Here is a 16777-nt window from a genome sequence, read left to right on the forward strand (position 1 = left end):
TTGATTTTTATTTCTTGCTGCTATCAACTTGACCAACAAAGCTCGATATGCCCAAGTCGCGAATCGTCTGAGCATATTTGTTGTGCATAAATGTATTCACGCTGTCGGCATCATCCATCTGCAAGACCGTCAGTGCAGAATCGCGCACATCTTCAAAGTTTATTGAACGGATGATTTTCTTGGTAGACATCACGCTCCACGGAGTCATCGAAAGTTCGTCGACACCAAGGCCCACCAGCAACAACACACTCAACGGGTCCGCACTCATTTCACCGCAAACCGCCACAGGGATCCCTTCGCGGTGTGCCGCTTGAACCGTCTGGTAAATCATGCTAAGTACAGCCGGATGATGAGGCTGGAACATATCCGTAATCAATTCGTTGGTACGGTCCACGGCAAGAGTAAATTGCACCAGGTCGTTCGTACCAATGCTAAAGAAATCCACTTCCTTAGCGAGCTTATCCACAATCATCACCGCAGCAGGCACTTCGATCATCACGCCGATTTTCACCTTCGCGACTTTCTTGCCCGCCGCTTCCAGTTCCTTACGGCACTTGACAATGCAAGCCTTTGCACGACGGAATTCCGTCATGCTAGAAATCATAGGCAGCAAAAGACGCAAGTTTTCTTTAGTGTTGGCCAACAACAGAGCCTTGAGCTGCGTGCAGAAAATATCTTCGCGGTCCAAGCACACGCGAATGGAGCGCCACCCCATGAACGGGTTCGATTCATTCACCGCCGTAATACCACTCACCAACTTGTCGCCACCGGCATCCAAGGTACGGATTGTCACCGGGCACGGGTGCATGGTTTCAAGAATGTAGCGGTAAGCATCGCGCTGTTCATCTTGCGTGGGAGCCTCGTTGCGCAAGAACAAAAATTCAGAACGGTATAGACCGATACCCGTCGCACCGAAGTCGGTCACCTTTTCCGATTCCGACGGGAGTTCAATATTGGCGTGCAAAGTAATGTACTTGCCGTCGCGGGTCATCGGTTCCAGCTGGCGCATCGTGAACAATTCACGGCGTTGCCTTTCAAAGATTTCCTGACGCTTGTAGAAATCCTTGATGTCTTCCTGGTTCGGGTTGATTACAACCTGACCACTCGAGCCATCAATAATGACCGTATCGCCCACTTTGACGAGGGCTGCAAAATTTCTCAAACCAGACACCAACGGAATCTGGAGCGAACGCGCCAAGATAGCCACATGGCTAGTACGGCCACCGGTATCCATGGCAAGCCCCGCCACCTGGCCAGGCTTAATGGACATCAACAGACTGGGCAACAGTTCGTGGCCAACCAGCACGACACCTTCTTCGGTAGCTACATCCTCAAGCACCGGTCCGGAGTCTTCCATGGCTGCCATCAAGCGGTTGTACACGTCCCTCAAATCAGCCGCCTTGTCGCGCATGGCCGGCGAATCGATCTGTTCAAACTTGTCAATGAAGGCGCCAAGAACCACATGCACCGCCCAACGGGCATTCTTGCGTTCCTTGCGGATTTTGTCTAGCACCCCGTTAATCAGAGTGGGGTCCTGCAAAATCATCAAATGAGTCGCAAAGATAAGGCTGTCCTTCATCCCTGTGCGACCTTCGGAAATTTCCTTAATCTGCGAAACTTCCTTAGTCGTCTTATGAACCGCTTTCAAGAAAAGCTGTTCTTCGTCAGCTAGACGGCTTTCGGGGAGAGTCTCTTCTACCACCGAAATTTTCCGGTTTGTCACCGGGAAAACGCACCCCATGGCAAAGCCCGGGGATGCAGGAACACCCTTTAAGACTGTTCGGGTGAGTTCCGGCTTCTTAGCAGGGTTCTTCGTTGAAGTGGTCATTAAACAGACTTTCCAACTGCGAAGCGACCTGTTCTTCGTCTTCGCCATCAATTTCAAACTTGACTTCGGATCCTGCAGGAATAGCAAGCATCATCACGTTCAGGATGCTCTTGGCATTAGCCTTGGAGCCTTCGAACACAATGAATATGTCACTCTTGGCCTGGCCGGTAATGTCCACTATCATCCCGGCAGGTCTAGCGTGTATCCCTAACTTGTTGGTTACCACCAATGTTTTTTCGATCATTGTTTTCCTCAGAAAAAATCCACGTTGATGTCTAGACCATCTTGTAAGATAATGCGCACCAAGCTGTCCGCCGAATGAACCGTCTTGACCAAGTCGTCATGCAATGTACGGTCGTTCAGCAAAATACCCACCGTGTTGTCCTTAGATTCGATCTTCTTCTGGACCTTCACGACGAGTTCGTCCAAATGGCTAGTCACCTGTTCCAGTTCGCCCAGCAACTTGTCGGCGTTACCCATCACCTTTTCGGTATTTGCAAACATATTGTCAATAGGCGGCTTAACGCCATCAATCAGGTCATTCACCTTCACCGTCACCCGGTTCAAGCCTTCAAGGCTCTTCCTAAGCTGCGGGTCGGCAGTATTCAGCATCACCAGCACGCGGTCTTCCAGCGTTTCGGCCTTCACAAGCAGCGTCTTGAAACGTTCCTGGAATTCCGGGTTCACAATCGTCTGGTTCAAGGCCTGCTTCACTGATTCCAAAAGCACCTTCGTCGAGTCGCAAACCTCGCCCACAAGACCAAGAGCCTCAGCAATACCGGCATCGAACTGACCCGTAATGGTATCACCCGGAGCAAAGTAGCTCGCCGAATCACCCAGGATCATGCCAATCTGGCGTTCGCCCATGATACCGATGTTTTGCACGCGGATTTCGGAATCCTTCGGGATTTTCACGTCGGTGCGGAGCCTGATGGTCACCACCACGCGGTGGCCAGCCAAGTCGATAGACTCGACCTTACCGAGCTTCACGCCATTCACCTTCACGGGGTCATCGAGCACCAGAGTACTCACCTGGGTGAATCGCAGGTAGTAGGTATTAAAGGTTTCGCGGGGGTCCTTCTCATTTAAGAAGAATATTCCAAAAACAAGAATAATCAGGGCTAGGATGACCACCAAGCCAACTGAAAAATAAAGAGCCGAATACTTTTTCATTTGAAACTTAATCTAGCATATTTTTGTATACAATACAGAAAAAAGCTCTCCGAAAGAGAGCTTTTAAGGCCAGATTTAAGGGGGCTACTCGTCGATTCGTACGATCGGACTGTTATTTTCGATGCCGTTCACATGGCGATCGAGCCAATCCAAAAGCAAGGCATCGCGTTCTTCCTTCTTGAGCAAGAACTTTTCGCGGCCCATTTTCTGCATGTACACGTCCAAATAGGTCATCAAAACGCCGCCGGCCACCGACACGTTCATCGATTCGGTAATACCGTACTGGGGCAGTTTGAATTCGTAATCGGCGTGGGCCAAGGTATCAGGGTGGTTCCCATGGAATTCACTTCCCAAATAGAACGCGGTCGGTTGGCTCAGATCCAAATCCAGAACAGAATTGGTGGTGTTTGTGCTGGCCACGGCAATCTTGTAACCCTTGGCACGGAGCTTTTCCATGCAAAGCATACGCTTCTTGTAAAGGTACAGACTCATCCACTTGTAAGATCCCTTCAGAATGGACTTGTTCACGCTGTAGGCGTTATCTTCTTCGATAATGTGGACGTCCTGGAGTCCGAACACTTCGGCAGTACGAATCACGGCCGAAATATTGTGAGGGTCGAACAAGTCTTCAAGCACCATGCAAAAATGCCTAGTACGGCGATCCACGACAGACGTCAAAAGTTCGCGACGGCGTTCCGTCACACGTTCCAAAAGGGATTCAAGAGTTTCGTTCGTCATTTCTTTTCCTTGATAGCCTGAATATCTTTCACCATGATAGGAACCGCCTGCATGTCCTGCTCACGCTTTTGGTTACGAGCCTTCTGCAGGCGTTCAAAATCACCGAGTTCCCAGTGGGCACCGTTCACCACTTCTTCAAAATCAAGTACATACTGAACATTGTCGGCAGATTTCAGCTGGGCACTCTTGAGCATAGGCTCCTTGTTGCCGCCAAAATACATACCGGCCGCCTTCTTGATGTCATTGACGATGTGTTCAATCTTCGTATTCACCACGCTCCGGAACACCTTCATTTGCATAATGTTGTTGAGCACGGAATTGCCAGGGAACACAATTGCGGTTAACTTGTACTTAATCTGGTTGCCAGGAATAGGATCCATGTCCAAGTAGGCAACAGCCGTTCCATGAAGAGCCCAGCGCAAAATCTTGGCATGTCCATATCCAAAGAACACATCGCGCATGCCTAGCTTTTGGCCAGCACTATCCTGCAGAGCCCAATAGAATTCGCCCGAAAGGCTACGTCCGTTACTACCGTTAAAGAAGCGCCTATTCGGATGTGTGTATTCGAGCGTATAGTTTTCGTCCAAGTAAGCGTTAATCAACAGCGCCGTAAACGGCATGTTGTCAAACAAGTACTTGATTACGTTTTCGTTCAACGGAAGCTTTCCCTCGTAAACGTACTCCACACGATACTGTCGACCGAGCCTAGCATAAATCTCGGGAACCATGGGAGCACCGGGAACCGCCTTGTAGCCGCGATTTGCAAGTTCCTTGAAAGGCTTGCAAAATTCGCCATCATACTTTACTTTAGGCCAAGGATGTTTGTCACCCACAGAGCACCCCGGAAAATCCATATCCATGCACTTTTTGAGTCCAGAGCATAGCGAACGCAAGTCGTCTTCGTTTTGCAACTGTTTAAGCAATTTGTGACGAGCGAGCGTATCTGTCGCAGGTCCTTCAGCCGCAAAGGCGCACACCCCGCACAGCAGGGCTACAGCCAAGGACTTCGCTATGTATGCAAGAATCTTCATTAATCCCTAAACTCCAGACTATCCTGTGGAATTACTGTAAAAGGCTTAATCGCATCAAGCTTCGAAACAGGGGCAACAATAGAAGTGGTCATTTTGTCCATGTCAAAATACTTTTTGACCATCGCCTTCACCTGGTCGGCAGTGACTGCATTAATTTCCTTCACGTAATCCAAGTAGTGGTCGTAAGTCTTACCGACCAGTTCACCCCGTGCGAAAATAACCGCAGTCGCCTCGGGGCTATCGAACAGACTCGGCAAGCTTTCGATCAGCGACTTTTTGGCCTGGGCGAGTTCTTCTTCGGTCGGGCCCTGCTCAGCGAATTCATTCACCACTTCGCGAATGAGCTTCAGGGCGAATTCCACCGATTCCACCTTGGTCTGCAAGGCAATAGTCACCATGGCCGTGTCGCGGTAGTCGTTACCCACCGAACTGTACACGCTGTAAGCAAGGCCTTCGTCGCTACGGACGCGATTCATCAGGCGGCTCGTAAAGCTGCCTCCACCCAAAATAAAGTTTGCCACCGCAGCCGGATAATAGTCGGCATGGGGTCTTTTCACAAAGGGCTGGTTCATAGAAATATTGGCCTGCGTAATGTCCTTATCCACCACGTAGATTCCGGGCTTTCTCAAGAACGAAAGCGGAGTCGGTTCCTGAAAGGGATTCTTCGCCTCTTTCTTTACGTTCTTTGCAACGGCGGCATTCCAGCTTTCAAAGAATTCCTTGAGCATCACGACTGCAGAATCCTTATCCACGTCACCCGAAAGAGCAAACAAGATACGGCCGTTGGCGAACACACCCTGGGCCATACGCTTAAGATCAGCCACCTTCACCTTTTTGTAGTCGGCAGCATTGGCGTCCCACAGTCTCGGGTTCGGAGCATAATTCACCTTGGAACGAAGCGCCGACAGCACCTTCGCCGGAGTATCATAACGGCGGTCATAGGCGGTCAGGAAATTCGCACGCATAATTTCAAACTGATCCTTGTCAAAGGCGGGAGCCGTCAGCACCTGCTTCGAAAGAGCCAACATATTCGGGAAATCCTTGGACAAACAGTCAATATCGAAAGACGCCGTAAAAGTTCCCACCGAAGACGAAATTCCGGCACTGATAAATTCCAAGGAATCGTCCAAAGCCTTGGCCGAAATTCCACCACCGCCACCACGACGCAACAAGCCTCCCATCATAGATGTAGCCGCTTCGTCCTTAAGCGCCAACGGAGCTCGGGGCTGTTCAAAATAGACCGAAAAATTCACCAGCGGAAGGCTTCGGTCACTCACGATATAGCCTGCGATACCCGGTGCGATTTCAACTCGGTAATCCTTGGGGTAAGGCGCTACGTACTTGTATTCCGGGAACTGAATATCTTTATAGCTTGCAGGAACTGCAGGCTCAGCCTTTTTTTCAACGGCAGGGGTTACCACCGTATCGGCTTGCACAGTTGCCGGTACAGGCTCCGTTTGGAGTTCCGGCGAACCAGAACAAGCAACCAAAGTGAGCGCCGAGGCAGCCGTCAAAAAGAAATCTTTCAAATCAAAGTTCATCATCATGAAAGATAGTAAATCAGCATATAAAACCACACAGATTCGAAATGCCTAACGGCATTTCTGATAAAAAAATAAATATTCAACCAACCGTGTAGCTCTAAAAAAAAGCTCTTGAAGCGTAATTCTTTTCTATCTTTCGCCACATGCCAGGCATTATCCGTTTTGCACCGAGCCCCACAGGCTTTTTACACGAAGGGCATCTGCTCTCCGCTCTTTACGTGTGGGCCGCCGCCCAAAAATGGAATCTCAAAATACACCTGCGCATCGAGGACCACGACCAAGGTCGCGCCCGCAAGGAATACATCGACGGCATCCGCGAAGACCTCGCCTGGCTCGGCTTCGAATACGACAGCGAAAGCATCCAAAGTTCCCATTTCGATTTCTTTCAGAAAATCCTCGACAAACTTACCGACAAAGGACTCGTTTACCCCTGCACCTGTAGCCGCAAGCAACTGCAATCCGAGAATCCCATCAGCGAAACCGGAGAGGTGATTTACCAAGGCAAATGCCGCACGCAAGTGTTGCCCTGTTGTAAGCCGCATAGTCTGCGCATCGTCATTCCAGACAAAGTAATCAACTGGCGCGATGAGCGGCTCGGCAACTTTAGCGAAGCCCCCAAAAAACAATGCGGCGATTTCCCGATCCGTGACCGCGACGGGTTTTGGACCTATCAATTCGCCGTCTGCATTGACGACCTTACCGAAGGTATCACCCACATTGTCCGCGGCGAAGATATCCGCAATTCTACCGCCCGCCAAATCGCCCTTTCAGAACTCATAGCCAATGTTTGCCAGAGCGAACCGGACCTTCATATTCCTCCGTACAGGCGCCCGCTGTATTTGCACCACCCCCTCATCGTAGATTCCTGTGGGAAAAAACTTTCCAAGCGCGAGCATGCCTATAGCCTCCGCCAAGACAAAGATGCAGGCAAGACACCGCCGGAAATCCTCGGGCAAATCCTGTACAAAGCAGGATTTTTACCAAACAACACCCCCACACCGTTAGAACAAGCGATTACAATCGTTTCAAAGCGGCTTTAAACACGTCTTTTACACTCCTTTTTAAAGCCCTAATTTCGCAACCGGCAATAAATTAGGTATATTCAAGGTATGTCTTCACCTTCTGCTATTGTCGCCAAAATTCGGCAAGAAGCCGCCCTCTTTGATTCCAAAGACCGTTTACTCTGCTTTTCGACCAAAAACGACTTACAGTCCCCTTTGATTACCGAAGCAGGAGACCTTTTCTACGAAAAGTGGTTGCAGGCTCATGGGCCCCTTCCCCTGGAATCCTTTTTCCAGGTTTCCCAGAATTTTACCGCACAGCAAAAGATAACCGCCCTGGACTCCATTACGGCGGTTTTACGTCATAAACTTGACGACTATGGTGAAACAGACCTTTACTTGCTTCTTGGCTTTTTAAAGTGGGATGGCAACGCCCTAGCCCCGAGCCTTCTGGTTCCGCTGGATTTCGACGCGACCAAGAATACGGTTTCCATTTCGGCCCGTCAACCCATCGAAAACGTGATTCTGCGCGAACGTCTCAAGGACTCCATCGCACTCCCCTCCGCCGAAGACGCAACCATCAACGGCAAGTTCAGCCTGCTCCTCTATTTTTCACAATTTGAAAAAGCTATTGCAGGCGAACGCAACTGGCGCTTTACCCGTCATGGGGTTTGTCTCGGATTCTTCAATTCCAACCTGCTGAATCTCAAGAAGCGCTACGACCAGGGCTTTTCGGAAAAAGCAATCGCCGGCAATCCGATTCTGACATCCCTCCTCCACGAGGACGGTTTCCAGACCCAGGAATCCCTGTTCGAAGAAAAAGACTTTGACAAGGTGTTCTCCCCAGCCGACCACCACTTCCTATACACTACCGATTCCCACACCAACAAGGTGACGGTGGATGCCGAAAACGAAAGCGCCTGCGCCTACGCCATTCAGGCCCTCCCCGGCACCGAGAAAATGAAGGTGGCCGCAAACATTGTAGCAGACCAAGTGGCCCAGGGCAAAAAGGTGTTGGTGGTCCACAAGCGTGCCGTCAGCAAACGAAACTTCCATAACGCATGGCGCCCGCCCTTCCGCAGTTTCCCGGACTCTAACCGTAGCGAACTGGAACAGAAAATCCGCACCATGCGGAACAGCTTCCTGGAATACTACGACGCCGTCAACAAGCCCATTCCGCCCACTAACGTCGTACTGGCGGACTTGTTGCGCGAATTCAAGGATGTCAAACCTCCTAAGAAGAAATTCCCCGACCGTATTTTCCGCGGAATCAACCAGCTTGATTTCAACGGCTATCAGGAACTCAAGAAAGACATCCAGACCCTGTTCGAATTGTACTTCGACAAAAAGGGAGTCAACGCCCGCAAGGCTTTCCAGGGAGTCAAGGTTGCAAACCTGTCCCCGGAACAGCAACAAATCCTTTCCGAAGAACTCCGCTGCGCCGCAGACCGCGCCAAGGAATTGGAACCAGTCATCAAGAAGATGGAATCAACGGGCCTCTTCCCCACCGGAATGTTCCTGACGGGAATGGTGGATATCCTTGAACTCCTGCGCGACAACTTTGACGAAAACACGCCGACTTTCGAGGACTGGCAGCTGCGTAGCCATAACTGGAACGCCTACAAGGACACGCTGACTCACCTCCCCGAAGCAGGCGACCAATGGGTGCGGTATCGCAGGCAGACCTCCGACATTTACACCGACAACGCTGTCGACGAAAACATCCAGAATGCCCGCGACGACTTTGCCGAATGCCAAAATATTTCGCTCAAGGGTCTTTCGGAACGTTACCGAACTTCCCGTAAGCGTTTGCTGCAAGTAATCCGCAAACCAAAGACGGTCGACTCCGATGCCAAGCTCCTGGACTTGATCGACACACTATTGGAATTGCAGGCCAACAAGAAGTCTTACAAAGAAAGCGCCGTACTCGGCAACCACCTGCTCGGACGCGATTGGCATTTCGAAGGCTCTAACTGGGTCGAACTGAACCAGAAGATCCAATACATTTACAATTTCCGCGAACAGCACAAGGACGATCCCAAGCTGGACTTACTCCTGCAGTTGCTGGAGCAATGGCACAACTTCAAGGAACTGCAACCGGAATTGTCAAACCTTTGGAATTCCGTCATCGAACTCCAGACGTCCATCAAGCAAATCAACAAGGACATGCAGCTTGAAACTCCGCTGGAAAGCCTGAGCATTGACAAATGGCTCGGCCAGATCCAGTCTTGGAGCGACAACTGGAACCATTTCGATATTCATCTGCAACTGGCAGCACATTTCAAAAAAATGGAAAGCTACTGCGGCATGGCCCTCGTCGAATACCTCAAGGACCCCGATAACGCAGATGCCGATTTCAGCAACGCCCTCGCCCACTATTGGACCGGGGCCCAGATTCAGGCGGCGACCAAAGCCTGCCCGAGCCTGTTCTCGGAAAGTCCTAAAACAAAGGCCCAAAAGAGCAAGGAATACCGCACGCTCTTGGACCAGTTCTCGGGAGCGAACTTCAAGGAACTGCACAACGCCGTCGATAGCGATCCGAGCGTTCTAACCGAAGTTTCTATCGCCGACGCACTTCGCATCTCCGACAAGCAATCCTTCGACATCACAATCATTCTCGATGCCGATGCGATTTCACTTGCTGAAGCTACGCCGATTTTACTTGCCGCTCCCAAGACCATTCTTGTGGGCAACCCCCGTAACCCGAGCCGCGAATACCTGCCCATTGACGCCTTCTACGAAGAATCCTTTGCTCGCAGCCCCTTCTTCCAGGAAAGCATTCTCACGGCAGCCCTTCGCCAGGGGGCACCGACCCGCGAACTCTGGTTCTCGGCACAATACAGCGACCCCGCCATTGTAAGTTTTGCAAACGAACGAATTTACAACAACGGAATCAAGCAATTCCCGCCTGCAAACAACGATATTTTCAAGGGCATTTCTATCAAGGAAGTCCCCGACAAGATTGAAGCGATTGCGCTTACCGCTATACGCCATGCAGAACGTCACCCCGAAAGAACTCTCGGAATCATCGCATTCCACCAGTCCACCTGTCAAGAAATCGAAGACAGCATCCGGGCCAAGCTGATTGCAGGTTCTGCAGCCGCAGCCTTCTTCGCAAGGCCCAACGCAGACATCCGCTATTTCGTAAAAACCCCCGAAAGGGCCGTGGATCAATTCCGCGACACCATTCTTGTCTGTATCGAAGCCGAAGGTGCCAGCGGACTGGCCGCCGACCACAAGGTCACGGTTTGTACAACGCTCGCAAAGCGCGAACTCCGCGCCTTTACCACCGAACTAGACCTTTCGAAGATTGCATCCCAAAAGAATTCGCTCTTCCGCGAATGGATCAACTTCATGCAATCCAGACAGTACGACCCTGTCGTGGATATTGAACCTGCGGTATCTCCGCTCCGTAACGAAATCATCCAAGTTCTTAAAGATGCAAATGTCGTCGTGCAGGAATACTCCTGCAAAGGCGGGATTCCCGTGGGCCCGGTCGTGGTCGATGCGAACAACCCCACCCATTTCTTGTCCCTCATCGAAGACGACTGCACGACGGAACGTTTCCGCGATTCTATCGAGGACCGCGATTACATCCGCCCGCTAATCTTGAAGCAATTCGGCTGGAAGGTCATGAACGTTTGGCTGCCGTTCTGGTACATGTCTAACCAAGATGAAGTCGGCCACCTGATTGCAACTATCGCCATCGAGCAGAGTGTGGCTCCCCCGCCCACGACTGAACCCGACGAAGATGACGGCTCCGATGTATTTGATGCAGCCACCCAGCCCATGACGGAACCCTATGTGGTGCAGCACCCCAAAATCGAGGGTACCGCCCACGACAAGCCGATCGCAGAACTCCCCATTGCCGCACTTATCACGCAGCTCAAGTTCTACGTCGACAGTGAAGCGCCCATTCACGAAGAAATCCTGAAGCAGCGCGTTCTGGAACTGCACCATGTAGACAGGGCAGGTCCTGTGCTACAGCAAGTTCTGACCGAAGCAATCCACCAGGGTTTGCAAAAGAAGCGCTTTATCAAGACCGGACCGTTCTACTATTCGCTCAAGGCCAAAGATTTGGTCGCACGCAACCGTTCGAACCGTCCGGACTTTGAACGCAAGCTTGCGTACGTGGCACCTGAAGAACGCGCCCTCATGCCGCAGAGTATGGACGAGCACGCCCTGAAGCAGGCCATGGGACTGTTAGAATAACGTACGATGTGTAACGTGGAACGGCAAATGTGGAATGAATAATTTCACATTCCACATCTCACACAGCACATTTTTATTTCACCTTCACGACAAAAGCGGTAATGTTGTAAGCGGAAAGCTCGCGGGCTTTGTCTTCGGCCGCCTTCTTGCTGCCCCATCCGCCGCCACGAAGCTTGTAGAAGGGAGCATCGAACACCACCTGAATAGAGTAACCGGTGCTCGCAGAAAGCTGGGCACGACGACGCTGGGCCGCATCGAAATCTGCCACCGATTCAAACTGGAGCATATAGTAGCCGTCAGACTTGGACGACTTTGCGGCTGCCTTCGGCACAGCCGATTCGTTCTTGGAACTGTCGCGCAAAGAAGCGCTCAGAACAGGCTTATATTCCCTGCCGCGGAAAAGGGAATCCAAATCGGTCGGTTCAGCGGCAAAGGCAACGGTGCTCAGGCACAAGGCAAATAAAATCTTTCGCATAGGTCAAATATAACAAAAAGCTCCCGTGAAGGGAGCTTTTCAAGTTCATTATGTCAGGGTTTACTTTCCTGCATTCAGGTAATCTGTTACAGGCTTCGGCGAACGCTTGATGCCCCATACAGATGTCGATTCCTGCTTTGCGTCCTTACCGGCAGAACCGAGCTTCACGTAAGAATTGAGCTTCACGATGTAGGCACCAGTGCCCACCACGCGGCCCTTGTCAGAACGCATGTTCCAACCGATGAAGTAGTTGCGGTCGTTACCGGCATCAATACAGGTACCGCCATTGAAGTACTGGATCGGCTTGCCATCGGGGCCAACAGCCGTGTTCTTCTTGTCGTCGCAGTAAATCTTCTGCTTCTTGCCGGCAACGAAGTTGCCCAAGTTAGTGAAGTACTGCACTTCGTAGTAGAAGAAGATGTCGTCGGCAGTGACCTTAGCCTTATCTTCGTCAGGGAGGCCGTTGTACAGAGCGTACATGTCAGCTTCGACGAAGTGACCCGGCTTACCGCCTTCAGCAGTGAAGACTTCGTTCTTGGTCATCGTGGTACGGTAACTGGTCACCGATACGGCAGGAACGTTATCGCCAGCCGGAGCGTTAGCCGTAGAGGCAAACTTGTTTTCGTGCACAGCCTTGTTAGCGTCACCCGTCACCGGAATCCAGATAGACGGCAAGCGCTTGGTTTCCTTGTAACCCGTCGGAGAGTTCCAGACATAGCCTGCATCTGCCGTAGAACGGATAGAATCAGCACCACCAATGGTCAGATCCACATCGTCAGACCAGATGATGTTTGCAAGGTCGCCAGCCAGACGCACATAGTCACCCACGTGCGGAGACACGCTACCGCGCATGTACATGAACTTGATACGGCCTTCGCCATTGGCAGAGCCCAAAGCCGGATCGCTCTGAGCGGTCACCACAGCAGAGGTGTTGCTCAAGGCAGAGGCATAGCGGGCATTTTCAGCCAAGTCAACTGCAGAATTCAGGTAGAAGTCCAGAGAACTTCTCTTGTTAGAAGTCGTCACGAGCTTGACCGGTTCAGACATGATCACCACGAGGCTATCGTAATCAGTCAGGTCGTCACCGTTCTTAAGAGTACGCACTTCGGCACGCAGCGGCACCGGAGCAATACGGTCGGTCAAGGCGCCAGAGAAGCCCTGCTTCACGTCGCGGCCCTTGTCCTGGAATATGGCGTAAGAATGAACCTTACCCACACCAGCCGTCTTGACACTCTTGGAAAGTTCGAGGTTGCCAATCGTGATCAAGTTGGTGCAGTAACCGCCCACGCCATTGTATTCAGTCAAGTTAGAGCAGTCGATATTGCTCTTGTCCACGTTCAGCAAGGCGTTACAAGTAATCGAGACATCCTTCGGAATGTTGGAGTAGCCTTCTTCAACCGGGTTGTGCTCTTCGGCAGAGGCAGAATCCCACATCACGCAAATCTTGGTCGGCAAGGAGTCCTGATGGAGACGACGGTCGTAGTAAATGGCGATAGAGTCGCCAATACCATCCAGGTATTCCTGGCTCATGCTGAAGTAAGGTTCAGGAATCTTGTGTTCCAGAGAAGGCGTAGCGCCACGCACGTCGAACACGTCAGCCAAAACCGGAATAGGTACCGGCGGTTCACGGAAGTAAATCGGGCTAAATTCAGCCTGAACAAAGTCATTGTATTCAGCAACGATCTTTGCCGGGTTGTTCACACCCGGATCCTTATCCCAGCGGTAAACCTTCAGGGAACGAACAGATACCGTAGCGTAACCATTTTCGAATTCGACTTCTGCAGGAACAAAGTCAATACCTTCAGAGGTCAAAGTGGCACTGCTATGAACCTTAAGGCCGTTGCAGTCTTCCAAGCAGGGGCTGTAGCTGCCATCGGCATTGGGTTTCAGAACAGCAAGGTAGAAGTCGTAAATAGAACCAGACCAGTATTCTTCATAAGAGCCGTCAGCCTGAGCCGTCATACCACTGACAGACTTGGCGTTTTCGCCAGCTTCAGGAATCTTTTCGATAAAGGTGATCTGCGGCAGGTAGAAGTTAATGGACATTGCCTTTTCACGACCAGTTACGCTGACCTTGAATTCCTTGATGGCAGCAGTCATGTCATCCATCGGAACAGTCACGTATACGGTATCGATACCGCTTTCACCGATCTGGAGTTTGTCCGTTTCTCTAATTCTTGTATAGGTTTCCGTTCCCAGGAGCGGATCCACGGTTCTCTTGTAGACAAGCAAGGCATTGTCGTGAGAAAGCGTGTATTCAACACCCTTTGCATCTTCCGGATAAATTTCCACATCCTTGGTGGCACCTTCGCCGGCAGCCACAGAAGAAACATAGACCGGAACCATATCGCCAGCCATAGCGGTGGTCTGCAAGACATACTTGCCACCCGGAATATCAACACCGTTGGTATCCTTGGCAACGCCATTAGCATAAACCACGTCCACTTCACCACTCATACGGAAGGTTGCCACCTTCTTGGTCTTGCCATCAATGTTGATAAACAAGGTGTAGCGGCCACCGCCAAGGCAAACCTTGGACTTGTCCACCTTCGGAGAAGTCAGAGAAGTCAAGTCAATACCGCACTTGTACACATCCGGAGTAGAGACGTTTTCAAAGCCAGGCACAGCCGGAGAGCTAATGGTGTTACCCTGGACCAAGGTAAAGGAAATGGGCAAGTTTGCATTCTTGATTTCTTCACCGCAGTACTTTTCTTCCTTTTCGGCACCGGTCATTGCAGAGGCGCAAGAGCCGTCACCCGTCTTGGTGTAGCAAATATCGTAAGACGTTTCAGCCGGATTGTCCTTGTTCTTGGCTCCCTTCACATCGATAGCAGTCTTCTGCTGGATGTACATGTTCGTCTTGATACGCACGTTACTCATCGTAGTACGGCGGTCGCAGAAGAAGATATCGATATCGTACTGGTTACCGACAACGAGTTCGCCACTGCGCCCCTTGAACTTATCCAAGTCAACGTAACCCGGAGCGGCCAAGTGGGTACCGCCAAGGTCCACGGCAAGTTTGTTGTCAATGAACACCCAAATGTCATCGTCGCCACGGAAGTTGAACTTCAGGCCCGGCTTGTGAGTGAACTTGGCATGAGATTCAAAGCAGTAATGCTGGTTACGTTCAGCAGACCAGCGGTAAGATGCACCCGGAGTAGACTGATCAATTTCAGTATCAGTTCCTTCCTTGAAGAAGTGCCAACCGGTCGGTGCGCTATTAGAGCAAGACCAACCCATCACGCAGGTACCATTCATACCGCCAACGAACTTCACGGCAAAAGCCATTTCTTCTTCATTGCCAGTATTGAACTTGCCTTCGCAATCTTCACCACCGTCCCAACCGGGGCCGTTACAAAGAATGTCAATCTTCGGCATGCCGGTCGCCGCGTCGATTTCGCGGAAGGCCGGGCCGTAGAACACCGGGCCTTCTGCAGCACGCTTGGTACGAGCTTCTTTAAGCGGCTTCTGGGTCGGGTCTGCAGCCAAAATGATTTCATTAGTATTTTGTTCTGCCGGATAGAAACCACCGGGACCATTGGCACCCGGGCTGTGGTAGAAGTCAGAGTCGAATTCCCACTTACCGTCATTAGAACGCTTGAAGGGCATGTCATAGCAGCTCTTCTCGTTTACGCCTTCGGAATAGTTGAACATCTGGTTGAAGAACTTGTCATTAATGAAGCACGTCTTACCCAAAGCACTCAATTTCGGCTTTTTCATAGCCTGCGGCAAGCTTGCATTAAGAGTATCTTCCACAAGGCCATGATGAACGCCAAGGCAAGCATTCACAGCATCAACGGCTTCCGTCTGAGAAACTCCTTGGGCGCCCCTCTGGCATCCTTCGCCACCGGCAGAATAGCAAGAGAAAGCCGGGTGCAAATCGGCATCAGTATCATAAATAATAGCAGCCATGGTGTAAGAGCAGGTCCCTTCGATACCTTCCACATCGGCAGCATGGTAGAAATAGCCGTTCGGGCTTTCACCCTTCTGTTCTTCGTCCGGAACAAAGAAGAGGGAGTCCGTATTTTCAAGAATCTGGCCCAGAGGAATAGGCGTTGCAGTTGCAGCCACTTCCCAGTTACCGTTCAAGCCAAGCATGTCTTCACGCAACAAATCATCGTCGCGGTAAAGGACCACGTCGTCGGTGATTTCTTCACCAAAGAACACATAAGAGTACCAGCCGCAAAGGTCTTCCACAGCCGTCATGGGCTTACCGGTCTGGCCACCATCCATACTGATCATGGGCACAGAAGACATCCATTCTTCCATGTCAGGCGGAATCATGACAAAGAAATACTTGGCATCCGGGGGGTTCGGTCCGAAAGAAGTCTTGTTGGCTTCTGCGGGATTTTCATAAATATAAATGACACCCGAGGTCATATCGGCACAGGTGAACGGGTCGGTCTGCTGCCAGCCGTCCTGGCCGCCACCGATGTTATAATCGACTCTCGTAATACCGGGGTCATTCCAGTCAGCCTTCATAAACCAGAACTTTTCAGCATACTGGCCACCATAGGTCAAGGCATCCAGCACATACCAGCCGTTTTCTTTCAAATCAGCCGATAGCTCGGTCTTGGTACCGTCAACCATGATGTACGGTGTTGTCCAAGAATCCGGGAGCTGTACATAGATTTTACCTTCGCACTTTAAAGCAAAGGCGTTCTGCACTCCTGCGAAAAGCAGACAGACACCCAAAGCCCACTTGCATAGGAGGTTCGTTGTTGTTTTCATCATTTTAGTTTCCATCGATGTTTTTACTTCAAACAGCGCATAAC

General features: G+C 51.0%; 10 protein-coding genes. 2 read left to right on the top strand and 8 right to left on the bottom strand.

What is annotated here, in order from left to right; translation table 11 throughout:
* Positions 1–7 precede the first annotated feature (7 nt).
* The 6 genes from ptsP to B9Y58_RS08135 all read right to left on the bottom strand — a co-directional run bounded on the left by ptsP (position 8) and on the right by B9Y58_RS08135 (position 6317).
* Entirely contained in the window at positions 8–1828 is a 1821-nt protein-coding gene (ptsP, locus tag B9Y58_RS08110) for a phosphoenolpyruvate--protein phosphotransferase (RefSeq protein WP_073056251.1), read from the bottom strand.
* Positions 1800–2072, bottom strand: a complete 273-nt coding sequence (locus tag B9Y58_RS08115; protein ID WP_072799748.1) for an HPr family phosphocarrier protein — start codon at positions 2070–2072, stop codon at positions 1800–1802. Before B9Y58_RS08115 ends, ptsP begins: the two co-directional genes overlap by 29 nt.
* An 8-nt stretch (positions 2073–2080) precedes the next feature.
* A complete protein-coding gene (locus B9Y58_RS08120) occupies positions 2081–3001 on the bottom strand; it encodes an MlaD family protein (RefSeq protein ID WP_073056250.1) in 921 nt (306 codons plus the stop codon).
* Positions 3002–3085: 84 nt separating this feature from the next.
* A complete protein-coding gene (locus tag B9Y58_RS08125) occupies positions 3086–3739 on the bottom strand; it encodes a TrmH family RNA methyltransferase (protein ID WP_073056249.1) in 654 nt (217 codons plus the stop codon).
* The gene (locus B9Y58_RS08130) at positions 3736–4770 is read right to left on the bottom strand and encodes a hypothetical protein (RefSeq protein ID WP_073056248.1); all 1035 of its coding nucleotides are present in this window, start codon (positions 4768–4770) and stop codon (positions 3736–3738) included. Before B9Y58_RS08130 ends, B9Y58_RS08125 begins: the two co-directional genes overlap by 4 nt.
* Positions 4770–6317, bottom strand: coding sequence for a M16 family metallopeptidase (locus B9Y58_RS08135; RefSeq protein WP_233247917.1), 1548 nt, complete (start codon positions 6315–6317; stop codon positions 4770–4772). Before B9Y58_RS08135 ends, B9Y58_RS08130 begins: the two co-directional genes overlap by 1 nt.
* Positions 6318–6457: 140 nt before the next feature.
* Here B9Y58_RS08135 and B9Y58_RS08140 point away from each other — a divergent pair, with 140 nt between their 5' ends.
* Positions 6458–7354 (top strand): glutamate--tRNA ligase family protein, encoded by an 897-nt coding sequence (locus B9Y58_RS08140; protein ID WP_073056247.1) that lies wholly within the window; start codon positions 6458–6460, stop codon positions 7352–7354.
* A 69-nt stretch (positions 7355–7423) separates the two neighbouring features.
* Positions 7424–11527: a hypothetical protein gene (locus B9Y58_RS08145; protein ID WP_073056246.1), complete on the top strand. Its 4104-nt coding sequence runs from the start codon at positions 7424–7426 to the stop codon at positions 11525–11527.
* Between the two features lie 73 nt (positions 11528–11600).
* Here the strand turns inward: B9Y58_RS08145 and B9Y58_RS08150 are convergent, their stop codons facing one another.
* Positions 11601–12002 (bottom strand): SPOR domain-containing protein, encoded by a 402-nt coding sequence (locus B9Y58_RS08150; protein WP_073056245.1) that lies wholly within the window; start codon positions 12000–12002, stop codon positions 11601–11603.
* Between the two features lie 60 nt (positions 12003–12062).
* Complete coding sequence (locus tag B9Y58_RS08155) at positions 12063–16736, bottom strand: fibro-slime domain-containing protein (protein WP_158278352.1); 4674 nt, start codon at positions 16734–16736, stop codon at positions 12063–12065.
* Between the last annotated feature and the right edge of the window lie 41 nt (positions 16737–16777).

It is taken from the genome of Fibrobacter sp. UWB15 (genome assembly GCF_900177705.1).
Lineage (GTDB): Bacteria > Fibrobacterota > Fibrobacteria > Fibrobacterales > Fibrobacteraceae > Fibrobacter.

Excerpts from the sequence above, each read along its gene's own strand:
- B9Y58_RS08125 (WP_073056249.1), bottom strand. The coding sequence starts at position 3,739 with ATGACGAACGAAACTCTTGAATCCCTTTTGGAACGTGTGACGGAACGC.
- B9Y58_RS08120 (WP_073056250.1), bottom strand. The coding sequence starts at position 3,001 with ATGAAAAAGTATTCGGCTCTTTATTTTTCAGTTGGCTTGGTGGTCATC.
- ptsP (WP_073056251.1), bottom strand. The coding sequence starts at position 1,828 with ATGACCACTTCAACGAAGAACCCTGCTAAGAAGCCGGAACTCACCCGA.
- B9Y58_RS08115 (WP_072799748.1), bottom strand. The coding sequence starts at position 2,072 with ATGATCGAAAAAACATTGGTGGTAACCAACAAGTTAGGGATACACGCT.
- B9Y58_RS08135 (WP_233247917.1), bottom strand. The coding sequence starts at position 6,317 with ATGATGATGAACTTTGATTTGAAAGATTTCTTTTTGACGGCTGCCTCG.
- B9Y58_RS08155 (WP_158278352.1), bottom strand. The coding sequence starts at position 16,736 with ATGATGAAAACAACAACGAACCTCCTATGCAAGTGGGCTTTGGGTGTC.
- B9Y58_RS08130 (WP_073056248.1), bottom strand. The coding sequence starts at position 4,770 with ATGAAGATTCTTGCATACATAGCGAAGTCCTTGGCTGTAGCCCTGCTG.
- B9Y58_RS08140 (WP_073056247.1), top strand. The coding sequence starts at position 6,458 with ATGCCAGGCATTATCCGTTTTGCACCGAGCCCCACAGGCTTTTTACAC.
- B9Y58_RS08150 (WP_073056245.1), bottom strand. The coding sequence starts at position 12,002 with ATGCGAAAGATTTTATTTGCCTTGTGCCTGAGCACCGTTGCCTTTGCC.
- B9Y58_RS08145 (WP_073056246.1), top strand. The coding sequence starts at position 7,424 with ATGTCTTCACCTTCTGCTATTGTCGCCAAAATTCGGCAAGAAGCCGCC.